General features: G+C 48.3%; 16 protein-coding genes and 1 other RNA gene. 8 read left to right on the top strand and 9 right to left on the bottom strand.

Annotation, left to right across the window (positions count from 1 at the left end; genetic code table 11):
• The first annotated feature begins 66 nt into the window (after positions 1 to 66).
• Positions 67 to 1,410 (top strand): gluconate transporter, encoded by a 1,344-nt coding sequence (gntU, locus tag Q4Q52_RS11950; protein WP_006083518.1) that lies wholly within the window; start codon positions 67 to 69, stop codon positions 1,408 to 1,410.
• Between the two features lie 67 nt (positions 1,411 to 1,477).
• On the opposite strand, the gene gntR is transcribed toward gntU, so the two are convergent.
• The 3 genes from gntR to Q4Q52_RS11935 form a co-directional block, all read right to left on the bottom strand.
• Positions 1,478 to 2,476, bottom strand: coding sequence for a gluconate operon transcriptional repressor GntR (gene gntR / locus Q4Q52_RS11945; protein ID WP_012197748.1), 999 nt, complete (start codon positions 2,474 to 2,476; stop codon positions 1,478 to 1,480).
• Positions 2,477 to 2,881: 405 nt separating this feature from the next.
• The gene (locus tag Q4Q52_RS11940; protein WP_311990702.1) at positions 2,882 to 5,332 is read right to left on the bottom strand and encodes a YgiQ family radical SAM protein; all 2,451 of its coding nucleotides are present in this window, start codon (positions 5,330 to 5,332) and stop codon (positions 2,882 to 2,884) included.
• A gap of 215 nt (positions 5,333 to 5,547) precedes the next feature.
• Complete coding sequence (locus tag Q4Q52_RS11935; protein ID WP_006084485.1) at positions 5,548 to 5,958, bottom strand: MAPEG family protein; 411 nt, start codon at positions 5,956 to 5,958, stop codon at positions 5,548 to 5,550.
• Between the two features lie 157 nt (positions 5,959 to 6,115).
• Here Q4Q52_RS11935 and Q4Q52_RS11930 point away from each other — a divergent pair, with 157 nt between their 5' ends.
• Positions 6,116 to 7,336, top strand: a complete 1,221-nt coding sequence (locus Q4Q52_RS11930; protein ID WP_126493056.1) for a threonine/serine exporter ThrE family protein — start codon at positions 6,116 to 6,118, stop codon at positions 7,334 to 7,336.
• A 191-nt stretch (positions 7,337 to 7,527) separates the two neighbouring features.
• Positions 7,528 to 9,174 carry a hypothetical protein gene (locus Q4Q52_RS11925; RefSeq protein ID WP_311990701.1) on the top strand — a complete coding sequence of 549 codons (1,647 nt, stop codon included), beginning with the start codon at positions 7,528 to 7,530 and terminating at the stop codon, positions 9,172 to 9,174.
• 65 nt (positions 9,175 to 9,239) lie between these two features.
• Here Q4Q52_RS11925 and Q4Q52_RS11920 read toward each other — a convergent pair whose 3' ends face one another.
• The 5 genes from Q4Q52_RS11920 to rsmI form a co-directional block, all read right to left on the bottom strand.
• Positions 9,240 to 9,488, bottom strand: coding sequence for a hypothetical protein (locus Q4Q52_RS11920; protein ID WP_311990700.1), 249 nt, complete (start codon positions 9,486 to 9,488; stop codon positions 9,240 to 9,242).
• The gene (locus Q4Q52_RS11915) at positions 9,482 to 9,991 is read right to left on the bottom strand and encodes a hypothetical protein (protein WP_311990699.1); all 510 of its coding nucleotides are present in this window, start codon (positions 9,989 to 9,991) and stop codon (positions 9,482 to 9,484) included. Before Q4Q52_RS11915 ends, Q4Q52_RS11920 begins: the two co-directional genes overlap by 7 nt.
• Before the next feature lie 9 nt (positions 9,992 to 10,000).
• Entirely contained in the window at positions 10,001 to 10,324 is a 324-nt protein-coding gene (locus Q4Q52_RS11910; RefSeq protein WP_311990698.1) for a DUF883 C-terminal domain-containing protein, read from the bottom strand.
• Positions 10,325 to 10,684: 360 nt separating this feature from the next.
• An RNA gene (rnpB, locus tag Q4Q52_RS11905) (RNase P RNA component class A) lies at positions 10,685 to 11,037 on the bottom strand.
• Positions 11,038 to 11,102: 65 nt separating this feature from the next.
• Entirely contained in the window at positions 11,103 to 11,945 is an 843-nt protein-coding gene (gene rsmI, locus Q4Q52_RS11900) for a 16S rRNA (cytidine(1402)-2'-O)-methyltransferase (RefSeq protein WP_006084494.1), read from the bottom strand.
• A gap of 88 nt (positions 11,946 to 12,033) precedes the next feature.
• Between rsmI and Q4Q52_RS11895 the strand changes: the two genes are divergently transcribed.
• The 4 genes from Q4Q52_RS11895 (at position 12,034) to dolP (ending at position 15,518) form a co-directional block, all read left to right on the top strand.
• Entirely contained in the window at positions 12,034 to 13,929 is a 1,896-nt protein-coding gene (locus Q4Q52_RS11895) for a penicillin-binding protein activator (RefSeq protein WP_311906223.1), read from the top strand.
• The gene (locus Q4Q52_RS11890) at positions 13,926 to 14,252 is read left to right on the top strand and encodes a YraN family protein (RefSeq protein ID WP_311906222.1); all 327 of its coding nucleotides are present in this window, start codon (positions 13,926 to 13,928) and stop codon (positions 14,250 to 14,252) included. Before Q4Q52_RS11895 ends, Q4Q52_RS11890 begins: the two co-directional genes overlap by 4 nt.
• Before the next feature lie 109 nt (positions 14,253 to 14,361).
• Positions 14,362 to 14,955 (top strand): phosphoheptose isomerase, encoded by a 594-nt coding sequence (locus Q4Q52_RS11885; protein ID WP_006083530.1) that lies wholly within the window; start codon positions 14,362 to 14,364, stop codon positions 14,953 to 14,955.
• Positions 14,952 to 15,518, top strand: a complete 567-nt coding sequence (gene dolP, locus Q4Q52_RS11880; protein ID WP_311906221.1) for a division/outer membrane stress-associated lipid-binding lipoprotein — start codon at positions 14,952 to 14,954, stop codon at positions 15,516 to 15,518. Before Q4Q52_RS11885 ends, dolP begins: the two co-directional genes overlap by 4 nt.
• A gap of 92 nt (positions 15,519 to 15,610) precedes the next feature.
• On the opposite strand, the gene Q4Q52_RS11875 is transcribed toward dolP, so the two are convergent.
• A complete protein-coding gene (locus Q4Q52_RS11875; RefSeq protein ID WP_006083532.1) occupies positions 15,611 to 16,495 on the bottom strand; it encodes a DMT family transporter in 885 nt (294 codons plus the stop codon).
• A 120-nt stretch (positions 16,496 to 16,615) separates the two neighbouring features.
• On the opposite strand from Q4Q52_RS11875, the gene Q4Q52_RS11870 reads away from it, so the two are divergent.
• Entirely contained in the window at positions 16,616 to 17,488 is an 873-nt protein-coding gene (locus tag Q4Q52_RS11870; RefSeq protein ID WP_006083533.1) for a LysR substrate-binding domain-containing protein, read from the top strand.
• Positions 17,489 to 17,515 lie beyond the last annotated feature (27 nt).

Here is a 17,515-nt window from a genome sequence, read left to right as displayed (position 1 = left end):
CGGGTAACATGTTACCGGTAACCTACAAAAATGTGGACAACTTAACTAACAAGGAAAAGTCCTCTTATGTCTGATATGTCATTGATTCTGACAGCGCTGGGTTCAATCGCCCTGCTACTGTTCTTAGTGATGAAAGTGAGATTACATGCAGTGGTATCGCTGATACTTGTGTCGATCATTGCCGGTCTTTTCTCTGGCATGAACCCAGCCGATATCACCAATACTATTCAACAAGGTATGGGGGGAACACTGGGCTTTGTGGCGGTGGTGGTCGCTTTGGGGGCGATGTTTGGTCGCGTCATGGAAGAAACTGGCGCACTCGATCAGATAGCCCATACACTGCTGAATAAATTTGGTAACGACAAAGCCCACTGGGCGATGACCTTTACTGGCTTTATCTGTGCGCTCCCCCTCTTCTTCGACGTTGCTGTGGTGCTGCTGATTGGCATCGCCTTTGCCGTGGTTCGTAAAGGGGGCGGTAGCGTGGTTAAAATTGGTATTTCGTTGCTCGCGGGTATTGCCACCTGTCAGGCGTTTCTTATTCCTGCACCTGGGCCTATTTTGGTCGCTTCCCAGCTCAATGCCGACTTTGGCTACATGATAGTCTTCGGTCTGCTGGCATCGATTCCTGCGATGATTCTTGGCGGCCCTCTCTTTGCCAGTCTCATCTCGCAAAAAGTCCATGTTGAGCTACCAGCCCACGAACAGCAAGAGAAAGGCGAACGAGAAGGCGGACCTATCCCCTCATTCGCGTTATCAATCAGTATTGTGATTTTTCCACTGCTGCTTATCGGTTTGAAGACGGTGGTGTCGCGCTTTATTGATGAAAAATCCGATCTGCATAATTGGCTCGCCTTGATAGGTCACCCTTTCACCGCCATTCTGCTTGCCTGTTTAATCGCATTTTATGTGCTGGGCGTGAGACGTAACATTCCCAATGACCGCATCATGGAAATCTGTAGCAGTGCGCTCCAACCTGCGGGGGTCATTATTCTCGTCACCGGTGCTGGCGGAGTGTTCAAGCAAGTACTGATTGATTCGGGTGTCGGCGATGCGTTAGGGAATATGCTGGCAGGTTCGGGATTACCGATTGTGATACTGGCATTTATTTTGTCGGCTTCGGTGCGCGTGATCCAAGGGTCGGCAACCGTGGCCATGTTAACGGCTTGCGGCCTTATCATCCCGATACTTGAACCATTGAACTTAGATGGTGCTCAATTGGCGGCGATTACGATTGCCATTGGCGGTGGTTCGATTGTGCTCTCGCACGTTAATGACTCAGGCTTCTGGCTCGCCAACCGTTTTCTTGGATTGTCAGAAAAACAAACGCTGCAAACCTGGACGGTAATGGAAACCATTATTGGCACGACGGGCGGCATAGTTGCAGTCATCATCTCAGCGTTTCTCTAACGCAAGCCAGTGATCAAAAACATTAGGCATTAGGCATTAGCCGTTAAGCGAAAGATCGAGGGGAAGTCTACAATGTTTCCCCTAAATCAATACGATAGCCCAGATCGATAACCGATTCTGCTATCTCTTTGCCATTTAACCTATCTAATAGCTCAGTGGCAGCAATTCGACCGATCTCCTTTCTCGGGGTAATAATGCTCGCCAATTTTGGCGTCATGGATTGCCCTATATCATGGCCATGAAACCCTGCAACGCCTATTTGTTCTGGGATCTTGATGCCTTGTCTTTGGCACTCAAATATCACCCCCGCCGCTAAATCATCGTTGGTACAGAAAAAGCTATCCACATAGGGATATTTCGCTAAGGTTTGCTGCAATAACGACGCACCCAAGGAAAACGACGAGGCCTCATTGGTGGTCATCGCCAAAGGTGTGAGCTTGGCTTCCTGCATCGCTAACTCGTAGCCTCGCATCTTAAGCTGAGTGCGAATATCCATGCGCGCGCCTAAGTAAGCAATGTGGCGATAGCCTTGTGCAATCATGGCCTTAACCATTTCGTATGCGGCAGCTGTGTTATCGAACCCCACACACTGTTGAATTGAAGGCGACACACTATCCATCATTTCAATGACCGGAATGCCCGCCGTTTCAATCATTCGCACGGTACGCGGCGTGTGGTAACTTTCGGATAAAAGTAAGCCATCAATATTGTAAGAAAGCAGTGATGCCACCCGCTCTTCTTCTAATTCGGCCTGATATCCGTAGTGAGCCAGCATGGTTTGATAACCGCGTTTGCCAGTCACATTCTCGATACCGCGCAGCACTTCAGCAAACACTTGGTTGGTTAACGACGGCACTAACACGCCAATGGCGCGGCTGGTTGCTTGCGCCAAAATTTCCGGCGCGCGATTAGGAATATAACCTAAGGTTTCTAGTGCGATAGCTATCTTTTCTTGAGTGCTTTGCGCCACTCTTGTTGGATTTTTTAAATAGCGGCTCACCGTCATTTTGGTGATCCCAACTTGATCGGCAACGTCTTGAAGAGTGGGTCTACGCTTTTTATTCATAGTATCTAATGTTAGTTAACAAGCCGCGGATATGGGTGAGATGTATAGCTAAAATATCGAATATAAACAAATAGTAGACATAAGCATCAGACGAGATTTTATAATAGTTCGCCCTGCGATACCAGTTAGGACTCTTTTATCGCGGCGCCGCTCATTGTAAGCATTTATCGGTAAAGATGATGAGGGGCTAATAACAAAAAGCTCAAGTGCTATCCCGTATATACATTAACTTATTTCAGACTGAGCTAAGGCAAACATACTGGCAAAATTGTGGCGAAATCAAAAAGGATTGTAAAAAAGGAGAATAAAAAGAAAAGTATCGCGGGATGATCATGCTAGCTAGGCCGCTCCAAACTTATTTCAGGAGCGGCCTTTGCACATTATTTGTGATGGCTAAAAAAGTGATTACTTAGCCTGTTGGCGACCCTGAGCGGACTTACCAGCAGGTTTACCACCACTTTTTGATGGGTTTCCGACTTTAGCGCCGCCTTTAGCTTGAGAGCTGCCCGCCTTAAAACCAGACTGGCCGAAAGGCGCTTTCGCTCCAGGGCGGCTCGAATGGGCTCCGCTGGGTTTAGAGCCGGTTGGTTTAGCTCCTGCTGGCTTAGAACCCGCTGGCTTAGCGCCACTCGCTACGGGTTTTCCACCTTTTGCGGCCGGTTTTGATTCCGCACCAACTTGAGCTTGCGCGCCGCCTTTAGCCGTACCTTTAGATTTGCCATCGCCCTTGCGGTCATCAAACTGATTACCCGAGAAGCGAGTAAAGGCTTTTTGGCCTTGGTTGGCATCTTTCATCCACTTAGGTCCGCGCTCATTTCGACCTTCTGGCGGCACTAACTGATGCGGACTATTACCGATTAAGTCTTCACGCCCCATGGCGGTTAAGCCTTCACGGATTAATGGCCAACCCGCAGGATCGTGATAACGCAGCAATGCTTTGTGCAAGCGACGTTGGCGCCCTTTCTTCGGCACAGATACCACTTCGCTGGTGTGCTTAACGTTTTTCAGCGAGTTTAACTCGGTATGATAAATCGTGGTCGCATTCGCCATCGGTGACGGATAGAAGTTCTGCACTTGGTCGAGCTTGAACTTACGTTCCTTCAACCACAGCGCTAAGTTCACCATGTCTTCGTCGGTCGTGCCCGGATGCGCCGAAATAAAGTAAGGGATCAGGAACTGCTCTTTGCCCGCTTCCTTCGAAAACTTATCGAACAATTCTTTAAACTTATCGTAGGCGCCCATGCCGGGTTTCATCATCTTGCTGAGCGGACCTTCTTCGGTATGCTCAGGGGCGATTTTTAAGTAGCCGCCCACATGGTGTTGCACTAACTCTTTAACGTAAGCCGGATCTTCAATTGCCAAGTCGTAACGCACGCCAGAGGCGATCAATACTTTCTTGATGCCAGGTACAGCACGCGCCGCGCGGTACAGGTCGATAGTGTGTTTATGATCTGTGCCTAAGTGGCCGCAAATCGATGGGAACACACAAGAAAGACGGCGACAGGTTTTTTCGGCCTTTTCGCTAGTACAACCTAAACGATACATGTTGGCGGTTGGGCCGCCTAAATCGGAAATTACCCCAGTAAAGCCTGGCACTTTTTCCTGAATATCTTTGATTTCTTTAACAATCGATTCTTGTGAACGACTCTGAATGATTCGGCCTTCATGTTCGGTAATCGAACAGAAAGAACAACCACCAAAGCAGCCACGCATGATGTTGATAGACGTCTTAATCATGTCATAGGCAGGGATTTTTTCCTTGCCATAGATAGGATGAGGAATGCGCTGGTAAGGTAAATCGAATACGGCATCCATCTCATCGGTATTAAGCGGCCATGCGGGCGGATTCACCCAAACGGCGCGATCGCCATGGGGTTGGAATAACGCACGGGCACAACCTGGATTTTGCTCTTGGTGCAAAATCCGTGAAGCATGGGCATATAAATATTTGTCTTCAGAGACTTTTTCAAACGCTGGCAGCAGCACATAGGTTTTATCCCATGGCTTAGGTTTAGGCGGCTGAACGCTAATTGGCTTAGGGGCTTCGTTATCGAATATCTTCACATCCGACGGGCCAGACAAGTTAGCACAACCCACATCATCGGCGCCGTAAGGATTCGGCAGCGGCTCTATCTTATGCAGTTGGTCAATCTTGCGCGAGTCCATACCGCGCCATTCGGGCAGCGGCTCTTTACGGATAACCGCAGTGCCGCGCACATCGTGCAGCGAGCTAATCGGTTCGCCCGCAGCTAAGCGGCGTGCCACTTCAACTAAAGGACGCTCGGCGTTGCCGTACATCAGAATGTCGGCCTTGGCATCGAAAATCACACTGCGACGCACTTTGTCCGACCAATAATCGTAATGGGCGATGCGGCGTAAACTGGCTTCGATACCGCCAATGATCACGGGCACATCTTTAAAGGCTTCTTTACAGCGCTGGGTGTACACAGTCACAGCGCGATCTGGGCGCTTACCGCCAATATCGCCCGCGGTATAAGCATCGTCAGAACGTAAACGACGGTCAGCGGTGTAACGGTTGATCATTGAATCCATGTTGCCGGCGGTGACGCCAAAAAACAGGTTTGGACGACCCAATTGCATAAAGGCGTCTTTGCTCGACCAATCAGGTTGGGAAATAATGCCGACTCGGTAACCTTGGGCCTCTAACATACGGCCGATCACTGCCATGCCAAAGCTTGGGTGATCCACATAAGCGTCACCTGTGACTATGATAATGTCACAGCTATCCCAGCCAAGCTTATCCATCTCCTTGCGGGACATAGGTAAGAAAGGCGCAGTGCTATCGCCTGTAGCCCAATACTTGGGATGACTAAAGAGTGTGGATTCAACTTGCATCGATTATGACCCGAAAACGTAATGTCAAATAAAGGCGTCACTGAAAATAAGTTACACCAATTTAGGGACGCGGAGTATAGCAGGCAACGAGGGATAAGTGCGATTAAAAAAACATCAATCAAGGCGTTTTCGGGGTATTTGAGCCTGAAGCCTAATACCCCTAAATCCGCTATGGATATGGCTTAGGGCGGAATCAACCGCCCAATCCCAAGCGTCTAGAGACCCTTTCCTAATCCTTGGGCAAAATGTAGCAAATTCACCAATGCCAGACTGATGATCACTAGCCAAGTGAGCAATACGCCCCAGAAACGTCCAAAATGGTAACCGCCTTGGCCTTGGGTTAAACCGATAGCATGAAGCAGGCGCGCCACTATCCACACAGTTCCAAAGCAGTGGAGATAAAATACGGGTAAGCCACCGGCTTCGGCCACCAGCATGAGAATCAATACGATAGGCGCATTTTCGATCAGGTTTACATGGACGCGATTCGCTAAGGCAAGCGCATTGTTACCGCCATCCCCTAGGCCAATCTTGTGACTTTTTCTGACCTTCACCACGCGATAGGCTAAAGCGACAATTAATAGCCCAGTGAGGCTAGCGTAAAGACCCGTTACCATCAAAGACATATCTATTTTCCCTTATCAAAAAGCTGACTATAGCCCGAGCTGCAAAAATTCAGCAATTTATTTGTATTAAGGTTAAAAGCCGTTAACCTTTTATAGACAAGATAGGTTAATATGCGCGCGTTAATCCCTACAACTTTTTATACAGTGAAGACCCCGATTGGATAACGACGAGTTTATCGAAAAACGCAGATTTATCATCAAGCTAGGCAAGGCATTGCATAAGTTTGGCACACCCGCTTATCGCCTAGAAACCCACTTACAAACCGTTGCGCGTACCTTAGGTATCGAAGGCTACTTCCTTATCTCGCCAACTTCGATGACCTTCGTTTTACAACACGATACAGATCAAGAATATAACCATGCCGCTCGGGTGAAGCCCGGCGAACTCGATTTAGGTTCACTCGCCCGCACAGATGAATTAGTTGACGAATTAACCTCAGGTAAACGCACCTTGGCAGAAGCCTTAGAGCGCTTAGAAGAAATCGCCAACAAACCCAATCCCTATGGCCCAGTGTTAACCTGCTTTTCATTTGGGACTTCAGCCGCAGCCTTTGCCATGTTGATGGGCACAGGTTGGAACGATGTATTTTGGTCGGGGTTATTAGGCTTATTCGTTTATGGTTTGGTATACCGCGCCGAACGCTCAGCACGCATGGCCGAAGTGCTCGAACCCTTCGCCACCATTCTTTGTGCTATCGCCGCCTGCGGCATAGCGCGCATCGATCCCAACATTAATATCCCAGTGGTGATCCTCTCCTCGATCATTATTTTTATTCCCGGCTTAGCCTTAACCTTAGGTCTGGCCGAACTCGCTGCGCGGGATTTGATTTCCGGCACGGCGCGTATCATGGATGCGAGCATGCTGCTGTTTAAGCTGTACTTTGGCGCAGTGCTCGGCATGGCTATTGGTAAAGCCGTGTTTGGCGAAGCGATTCATATCGAGCCAGAGGGGTTACCGCGCTGGGCAATTTGGTCGGCGGTGCCGATTTTATCTATGGCGTTAGTGTTTATCTTCAAGGCACGGATGCAGGATTCACCTTGGGGCGTATTAGCAGGGATAGTGGCGTTTTTCTCGGCCATGCTCGGCGGGCATTATTTTGGTGATTCGGTGGGCATTTTCTTTGGCGCCTTGGCTGTCGGGATTTATTCCAACCTCTTCGCCCGCTGGATGAAAGCTCCCGCCTCCATCGCCCTGTTGCAAGGCATAGTGATCTTAGTGCCCGGCAGTAAAACCTATATCGGACTCAATGCCTTAATCTCAGGTGAGACCATGCTCAATCAATCCCATATTGGCTCGCAAATCTTTTTGATTTTTATGTCGCTGATCGCGGGATTGATTTTTGCCAACGTCGCCGTGCCACCAAGGCGAACATTGTAACAATTGTGAATTCGGCTAGAGCCCGCACCCAGCCGCTACCTCAAGACAATCTTAAGCTAACCTTAAGTAAAATCAGAAACTTATTAAAATGTTTTCTTGACTAACCTCCACTTTCCATGTGTTATTTAATTGTGAATTGCAGAGTGAAGTTGTTTTCGCTGCAGTCGTCAATTTCATGGGAGTGGTCTTTTATGCAGAAATTCATTCAGTATGCATGCATCCTACCTTGTTGTGTTGGCAGCCTTATCAGTGCTGCCCAAGCAGAAGACGCTAAGCTCGCCGATCCCGCAACACAGGCTCAAGAAACCAAAAAAGTCAGCAAGATTGTCGTAGTTAACAATCCTATTTTTGATGAATCCGATCCCGATGCTTTTTTCATCCACCGCTGGGCGAACGCCCTGCATATCAACACTAAAGAATACGTGGTGCTCGATAAACTGACCTTCGGCGAAAATGATACTGTCACCCAGAAAGATCTCGATGAATCGCAACGGCTATTACGGGCCGTGCCCTATATCCGCGACGCCAAAATTTATGTTGCCGAAAAAGATCCCCTCGCCGATACCGATCCCACGGTTGAATCCGTTGTCGTCGAAACCTGGGATAACTGGTCATTACTGCCAACTGCGAGCCTGAGTAGTTCAGGTGGCGACACTCGCTATTCCTTCGGCGTTAAAGAAGATAACTTACTCGGAACAGGTATTCGCACTCGACTCAAGTACCAGTCCAACGAGTCCCGCAATGGCTATAAATTTGCGTTCGAAGCTCCGCTGAGCATTATCGAACACGGCACAGTTGCTGCCGAGTTTTACGACAATAGCGACGGCCAAGCGAAACACGTTTATGTCAGTAAGCCCTTCTATTCACTCGATACCAATACCATGTATTCGGCTGAGTTTTTAGACGATAACCGTATCGATACGATTCGACAAAATGGGCAAGATATAAATGAATTCGAACACACAGTCGACTACCTCAATCTAAAATATGGTTGGTTAATCAATAAAAACAGTGAGCATCTTTCTCGCTTTATTACCGGTGTTACCCAAGACAAACATGAGTTTGCCAATTCAGATCTCTACCCCAATTCGATGCTGCCTCAAGACAGGGACTTTATGTACCCTTGGGTCGCATACGAGTTTATCCAAGATGATTTCCACGTACTGAATAACGTTCACCTGATATCTAACAACGAAGACTTTAACTTAGGCTGGCATCACTATGTGCAACTCGGCATAGAAACCAACGACATAGGAGATAACAATCCTGTCGGCTACCACGTCAATTGGCAAAGCACTGGCGGCTATAAGTTCGACGACCAACTGTGGCTGTTAGAAATGGGCGGCACTAGCACAATCGGCACAACCCAAAAAGACACTTACAAGGTCGATATCCAAGCCGAATACTTCTATCAAATCAATCCTAAGTGGACAGCCTACGGCAAAGCATGGGCTAGCCTTTCAAAGAACACTTATCTGGATCTGAGCAAAGGGCTGGGAGATGAAACTGGCGTACGCGGCTATCCTAACGAATACCAACAAGGGGACAATCAGTGGTTACTGACCGCCGAGATACGCAACTACCCCAATATCAACTTATACCAACTGGCTGAATTGGGTTGGGCAGTCTTTGCCGATCTGGGTCAAGCTTCCGGCGGTCAACTCGCCGAGAATAACGAAGTCAGCGGTCCACTGGGCAGCATAGGCATAGGCGCGCGAATTTATTCCTCTCGCTCCAGCTATGGCAACGTCGCCCATATCGATTTTTCACTCCCTTATACAGGCGGCGAGTCAGTCAACAGCTGGGAATGGCGATTCCTAGTAAAAAGCAGTTTTTAGTCGCTGATTTCGGAACTGTAAATCCGACAAAACCAAACGCTAACCGCCATAGGAAGGCTGGGCAGTTAGAGTTTGGTCATCCAACGCAAACCAAAGGTGCTACGCAGCAGTTTTACTGTGCTGTTGTGGCGCATTTGAAACAGGCAGCCAAGGCTAAAACTGACGATTAAGCCAGGTGTCGACCCAATAAAAGCACGACCGCTTTGCGCTAGTTGTTGTTTCCTCACCTGCAATAACTCATGCTGCAGCCGACCTTGCTCGGTCAGTACAGTGAGCTCTAATTGCTGTTTTTTCAGTAACTGTTGCACTAGCATTGTTGATCTTCCTGTTGTTTGTTGGCTGACTTTTGAGTAGAAAACAACAACCGTAACTGCTGCCAAGTCTTTGAAAAACCGGCTTGCGACAGCACATAGCTCAGACTACGCCAACACCAGATCAATAACACAAACTGCAATACCACTAACACGCTCGCGGTAATCAACAACGAGCCGCCCAGTTGAAACAACATATAGCCCAGCAGTAATAAAACACTGCCCCAGAATAGGGTAATACCCGTCCCAAAACAGACAACCAAAGCCGCAGCAATAATCAAGCTGCGACCCGTTAACTGCCATTCTGCCGTTGCTATTTTTCCTGCCAAATTTAACTGATAGATATAGGCTTGCTTCACCGAGCTGCTCAGTGCCGCTATTTCAGCCAATTGCTCAATGGCCTGATCAACCACTTTATTCTGGGCAGCGGATGCATGCTGCCCAGTGAGTTCAGCATGCTGGACTGGTCTTTGCTCTGGCGCCTCTGACTGTGCACGGTTTTGCATAAACCCACCCTAACGACGGCGTAACAAGGCAGTCAACACTACACCAGCTGCAAACGCTATCCCGGCGGTGGCCAGCGGATTTTGCGCTGCCAGCTCACGGGTTTTACTGTAAGAGCTTTGCAGTTGCTGTTTGATTTCCTCTTGCTTGTGCGCCAGCGTTTCCTGCGAGCTAGCGGCGGTTTTACGCAAAGTATCCTCTGCAACAGCGGCTTTCTCTGCCACAGCGTCAACGGCATGATGCGTCACTTCGCTGGCTTTCGCTGTGGTTGGCGAATTTAACGCGCCGCTATCTTTACTGTTAGTTTGTTCTGTTACACTTTTTGAACTGGCCATTAGCAGACTCCTTGATGAACTGAGTGCAATGCAACAAAATGCTGCACTTTGCATATAAACCAATGCAATGGCTAAGCCAATTGATATAAACAAATAAAAACAAATATTTAGACTAAAATACTTTATATCCGTGCCCTCAGTTAACGGTAGATGTTACCTACATAGGGTAATTTTTACCTGCAGCGAAGGCTGATAAAGAGAGCGACAGAACAGACAACTAAATAGGATATAGATTGGATACGGACGGGGAATTCAACACTTTGATTTTTAATTATTTAACAAGTAACGGTCGCTTAAAGCTGCAACAGTTAAAAACAAAAAGCCCGTTTGTCATTACGACAAACGGGCTTTTTATTGAATGAGGTGAGTTGGCCGATAAGCCGGGTCCTGTCTTGGACAGTCATTCATCTAGGCCTGCAATCGCTCACAGGCTCAAGCGACCTACCCGGTTCCAACGCGAGCCACGCCATACGGAACCCTATTTGGTCTTGCTCCGGGTGGAGTTTACCTTGCTACGAACTATTGCTAGCCGCACGGTGCGCTCTTACCGCACCCTTTCACCCTTACCGACCTGATAAAATCAGGCAGGCGGTCTACTCTCTGTTGCACTTGTCGTCGGTTCGCACCGCCCAGGCGTTACCTGGCACCCCGCTCTTTGGAGCCCGGACTTTCCTCCCCGTTCTTGCGAACGCGGCGACTGTCTGGCCAACTCGGCGCGGATTATAGCCTAAGCCACCCTGATGCACCACAGATAATCCGCTCGCGGCCGTTTTAGCGCTTATAAATCAGACTCTAGGCCATATTTATACAGAGCATTCTTTTTAAGTCCATGAATTTGCGCGGCAATTGCAGCGGCTTTCTTCAATGGCAATTCTTCACATAAGAGCTTGAGCGTGTTGATGGCGACCGTGGGAATCGCTTCGTCATCACTCAAATGGTAACCATGCACCATAAGCACGATTTCACCCTTCTGCTGATTCGGGTCAGTACTAACTGTGGCAAGCACTTCTGAGACAGGACCAGATAAAAAGGTTTCGAAGGTTTTGGTCACTTCGCGCGCCATCACCACATGGCGATCGCCGCCCAGCACTTCGACCATAGTCGTTAAGCTATGCTCGATGCGGTGCGGTGATTCATAAAAAATCAGCGTGCGCGGATCTTCTTTCAGTGCCAATAACTTATCGGCACGGGCCTTTTCTTTTGATGGCAGAAAACCTTCGAAAGAAAAACGGTCCGATGGCAAACCTGAGGCGCTCAGGGCGGTAATCGCCGCGCAAGGGCCGGGCAGAGGGATCACATTAAACCCAGATTGGCGCACATGGGAGACTAAGTGGTAACCAGGATCGGAAATCAACGGCGTACCCGCATCGGAAATTAATGCTATCGACTGTCCAGCGGCAAGCTGATCGACAATCCACTGGGCACGCGCACGCTCATTGTGGTCATGCAAGGCCGTGGTTTTAGTGGTAATGCCAAAGTGGCTCAATAACTTACCGCTGTGGCGAGTATCTTCACAGGCGATCAATGAAACCTGATTCAGCACTTCTATTGCCCGTGAGCTCATATCGCCCAAATTACCTATGGGAGTAGGAACTATGTAGAGTGCGACGCTTTGGTCCATATATACCTCTGTAATGACAGTGCCAAGACTTTCGTCAAGCGCGAGAGAAGGTTAAACTAGAGGCCGCATCTTACCAGAGTGAAGCCCAGTGTTAAAAAGCCTGAATACAACTAAGTTCGTTTCCGTGGCCATTTTATCGGTAATCTTGGCGGGTTGTGGTGTTTCATCGCCCAATTCCACTGGAACAACCGCCACAGTGGCTACCTCATTAGCATCCGCACCTTTGGCGGCAAATGTCTATTTGGCGCAAGCGGCCAATAGCAAAGACCCGCAGCAGCGCGATACTTATCTGCTGCTAGCAGCCCATGCCTATATTAATGCCAATGACTATGCGGCGGCGCAGAAGCTACTCAAATCGATACAGCCGAGCTTAACTCAGAGCCCTACATTACTGGCCGAACATAAATACTTGACCGCGCGTGTACTTGAACATACGTCCACCTACAGTGATGCCCTTAAAACCTTAAATTATCCAAGTAGTTGGAGCCTGCCAAGCTGGCAAATGACGGCCTATCACCAATTCAAAGCGCATTTATATCAATTGAATAAACAGCCAATTGAACAAGTGCGCGAGTTGAGTTTGCTGACAACTTACTTGCCACCCGCCCAAGCCAACGAAGTGAATAACACCATTTGGCAAGTGCTGCAGCCGATGCACGAACAAACCATAAAGACGTTTACCCAAGATGCTAAAAGTCCAGTGTTTGCGGGCTGGTTACAACTGGCTTATATCGCTAAGCATTATGCCGTCGATCCCACTCAGTTAGTGCGCTACTTAGGTGAATGGCAGAAACAAAATCCTTATCACCCAGCTGCAGCCAAACTGCCCGCCGATTTGGATAGAGCCTTAAACGCTAAACCATTTACGCCGAAAAATATTGCCGTGCTGTTGCCGCTGACGGGTCCAAGAGCGAACGCCGCCAATGCGATTCGCCAAGGTATATTAGCCAGCTATATGGCAAAGCAAAACGATCAAGTCGCAGTGAATTTTTACGATACGGCCAACGATGCGGCGAGCGCCTATCAACAGGCACTGACAGCAGGAGCCGAGTTTATTATTGGCCCATTACTACCGACTGAAATCGAACAAATACAAGTGATGAATGCAGCAAATACTGCCACCACTAATGCGCTGACCAATACGGCTAACCCAGAAAAAAAAGCTAATACAGTTACAGCTGCGCCTGTACCACAACTGTTTTTGAATCAAGTTGATAAATTCACCCCCGATCCAAACAAATTCTACTTTGCGCTATCACCAGCCCAAGAAGCAGCCGATGCCGTCGAGCATTTATATCAAGATGGCGTCACTATGCCATTGCTGCTCGCCAGCAATGATGCCCTTGGCAAACGTATGGCCGAAAGCTTTATTCAAGCGTGGAAAAAGAAGAGCGATAACGTCGTCGAAGTCTATTACTACGATGGTGGCGACCAAATGAAAACCACAGTGCAAGATGCCCTTGGCGTACGTGATAGCCAAGCCCGTATCGCACGCATCAAGGAGCTGCTGGGTAACTCAGTGCAGGCTGACTTCCGTTCACGCCAAGATATTGATGCCATTTATATGATTTCAACGCCGCAGGATCTGACTCTGCTCAAGGCCTTTATCGATGTTAACTTCAGCGTGTTCACTCAACCTGTGCCCTTGTATACCTCAAGCCGCAGCCGAGTTGAGAACGAAAGCACACAAACGGCGCAGGATTTAAATAACCTCACCCTCAGTGATGCTCCTTGGCTGATGCAAAACGGCGAAGAAAACCTAATGGTCAACACGTTATTTTCGGGCTGGAATAACAGTCAGAAACGTTTGTTTGTTATGGGTTATGATGCAATGGACTTGATCGGCCGTTTAGCACAAATGCGCTCATTTACGGGTTACCAATTCAATGGCCGCAGCGGCGCTTTATCGGTTAGTCCAGATGGCATAGTAAACCGCCAATTAAGCTGGGGACGTTACCAAAGAGGCAGCTTCCGCCAGCTATGACACTCGGACAGCAGGCAGAAGCGCACGCACAACGTTACCTTGAACAGCAAGGGTTAACTTTTGTCGAACGTAATGTCCGCTATCCGTTTGGGGAAATTGATTTGGTCATGCGCCATAAAAGCCATTGGGTATTTGTTGAAGTGAAGTATCGCTCGGCAACCCAATATGGCGGCGCATTACAGGCTTTAAGCACGGCGCAAATCACGCGGATTCGTAAAGCGGCCAACCATTATTTGCAACTCAATAGACTCGATGTGCCCTGTCGTTTCGATGTCATCGCCATGGAAGCCGATCAAATTCATTGGCTCGTCGATGCCTTTTAAGCGCCAATAGTGCGAGAGTAGCGACACAAATTATTTTTAACGTCTGTGCCTCAACACGCTTGTGGAAATATGGCATGATAGCAACACTTTATCCTGAAAGGATTTATCCATGTTAGAACGCATTAAAGACAGCTTTACTGAATCTATCCAGACAAAAATCGATGCAGCCGAAGCACTGCCAGAATCAATCGCCAAAGCGGCCGAGATGATGGTGCACTGTCTTTTGGGTGGCAATAAAATCCTTGCTTGCGGTAACGGCGGCAGTGCTGGCGATGCACAACATTTCTCAGCCGAACTGCTAAACCGCTACGAGATTGAACGTCCACCCTTACCGGCCATTGCCCTGTCTACTGACACTTCAACCATCACAGCTATCGCCAACGACTATAGCTATGATGAGATTTTCTCAAAACAGATTTTTGCCTTAGGTCAACCGGGCGACATTCTGCTGGCGATCTCCACCAGCGGTAACTCAGGTAACGTGATTAAAGCCATGGAAGCCGCATTAAGCCGTGACATGACGATCGTTGCACTAACAGGTAAAGATGGCGGCGCTATGGCAGGCCTGCTGAGCGTGGGCGATGTGGAAATCCGCGTGCCTTCAAACGTCACCGCACGTATTCAAGAAGTGCACTTACTGGTGATCCACTGCCTATGTGACAACATTGACCGCACACTCTTCCCGCAGGACGAGCAGCAATGAGACACGCTGCCCCGCTGTTAATGGTTTGCTTGCTGCTACAAGGCTGCGCCGGTGCCGTTATGGTGGGCGCAGTGAGTGGCGCTATGATGGCCAACGATGAGCGCACTGTTAAGACACAAATTGATGATACTAATACGGATTTTAGGATCACTAGTGCGCTACTAGAGCAAGAAGATCTTAAAAAACAAACTAATATCACTGGTGTGTCCGTCAATGGCAATGTGCTTATGATAGGCCAAGCCCCTAACTCCATGTTAAGGGATAAAGCCATCAAGGTCGTACAAGATCTTAAGCTAGGCGGCAAGATCCACAATCAGATCCGCATTGGCAACCCAACTTCTTTCACCACACGTAGCAACGACACTTGGATCACCACCAAAGTGAAGGGCCGCATGCTAAACGAGAAAGATTTGGATATGACTCGGATTAAAGTCATCACTGAAAATGGTGAAGTCTTTTTGCTCGGCGTGATCCATCGCTCGCAAGCAGACTTAGCCGTTGATATCGCCCGCAATACTGCAGGCGTGCGTAAAGTGGTAAGAGTATTTGAATATACAGAGTGATTTTACAATTTGAGCAGGTTGTAATTTGAGCGTAGTGGAAGTTAAGCCTAAGTCGCGAGTCAACTCGTACACTTAGGCTTAAACGCTCACCATTATTTCCCCGCTAGCGTATCCGCTATCTTAGGCGTCGATTTTGATAACAACGACCCTAGCCAAGGTAAAAACAACGAAGGCAACACAATCAAAGCGGCGCCAAGCCAGCTTAAATTATCCAACCATTCATCGAATAATAACCAGCCTAAAAAGACAATAAATAACAAGCCACTATATTCCGCAATCGCGATATCGCTCGCCTGTGTTTTACGGTAGGCCAGCACACAAAACCAGTGATATACAAGTAAGAATACGTTGCTCAGCAATGCCACGCCCACCAGCTCCCAACTCAAACCTTCAATGCCCTGAAACGCCGCAATCACTAACGTCGCCGGAATACCCAGCAAGTTATACAACATCAGCGTTAATACGGGATGTTCAGCATGGGGCACTTTTTTCAGCGCTAACTGATTCACTGCAAAGGTAAAAGCAGAAAATAGCACAGCAATGCCATACCAGTTCATTTCACTCGGTCGCAGGATAATCAAAATACCGACAAAACCTAAGCCTGTGCAGATGGTCTGGGCAGCAGTGATCCGCTCTCTCAGGAAAAAATACCCCATCAAGATGATCATCAAAGGTGCCGAATAAAACAATGAACTCACTGTCGCGAGTGGCAATGCCATCAAGCCAATAATTAAAAAAAGCGCGCCAACTGAGCCTATGTTGGCACGCCAAAGGTGAACTGAAATATGTGTTGTCATTGGCCGCTGTGAATACAGCCACACTGGTAACAGCATAAAGACTGAGGAGATTTGCCTGACAAGGAGGAAAGTCGAGGCATTTGCATCGTCCGGCAACCACTTGATCGACACATCATAGAAGGCACTGAATAGATTACCTACTATCAATAAAATCAAACCGATAACAACTGGGCGTTGCATTTTTTAACATCCATAAATCTCAATGGCGGCATGATAATCCTCGCAAAACTTAAGCTGAAATGATGCTTTCTCATGCTAGATGAATTAGATTCATACTAAAGCCTTTAGATATTGAAAATAATGAGAAAGCTCCCACCATTACGCGCTCTGCAAGTGTTCGAAGCCGCCGCCAGACAACAGCATTTTTCTAAGGCGGCCGATGAACTGTGCATCACCCAAAGTGCGGTTTCTCACCAAGTGCGGGTATTAGAAGAGTATTTTGGCGAGCAACTGTTCGACCGTCAGGGGCGTAAACTGCAGTTAACCCCAAAAGGACACGGACTATTTCTAGAGTTAGAGCGGATATTCAACGAGTTAAGTGATCTTAATTTGAAGGTTCGCGACACGCCCAATCAGCAGCTGTGCTTAGCCGTTTATAGCTCCTTCTCGGTGAAATGGTTGATCCCCAGACTCACCGATTTTCGCCGCCAATATCCGAGCGTGAAAATCCGCCTCGAGATGATCACCCAAGATCCTGATCTCAGCACTAGCACGGCGGATATCTTCATCGCCGGTAAACTGAATCAACGCGGCTATTGGCAACAGTTACTCCATAAAGAGCGGTTAATCCCAGTGTGCAGCCCAAATTTCTACCTTAAATGGCGCGACATTAGCCTGAGCAATTTCCAGCAACAAGCCCTGCTGGTTGTCGATGAAGGCCCACTCGGACTCGACTGGCACAAATGGTCATCGGCACACCAGATCCCACTCGATAACGAACAACAGCATGTGTTTAGTCATATTGTGATGGCAATTGAGGCGGCGATTGCAGGCCAAGGCTTAGCCCTAGCGCCGGACTTTATGGTGGCTGGCGATATCACCACGGGGCGTTTAGTCGCTTTGAATCTTCCCGATGTGCATACCGGATTTGAATTTACTTTCTTTTGTAAACAGCGCCGTTTATCTGAGCCTGCGATTGCCGCCTTCTCATCTTGGCTAAAATCACAGGCCTAAGGTGAACGTCCAGACACAAAAAAGCCG

This window comes from Shewanella sp. SP1S2-4, assembly GCF_031932075.1.
In the GTDB taxonomy this organism is placed as follows: Bacteria; Pseudomonadota; Gammaproteobacteria; order Enterobacterales; family Shewanellaceae; genus Shewanella; species Shewanella baltica.
Note: the sequence above shows the minus strand (reverse complement) of the source record. Positions and strands in the feature narration are given on the sequence as shown.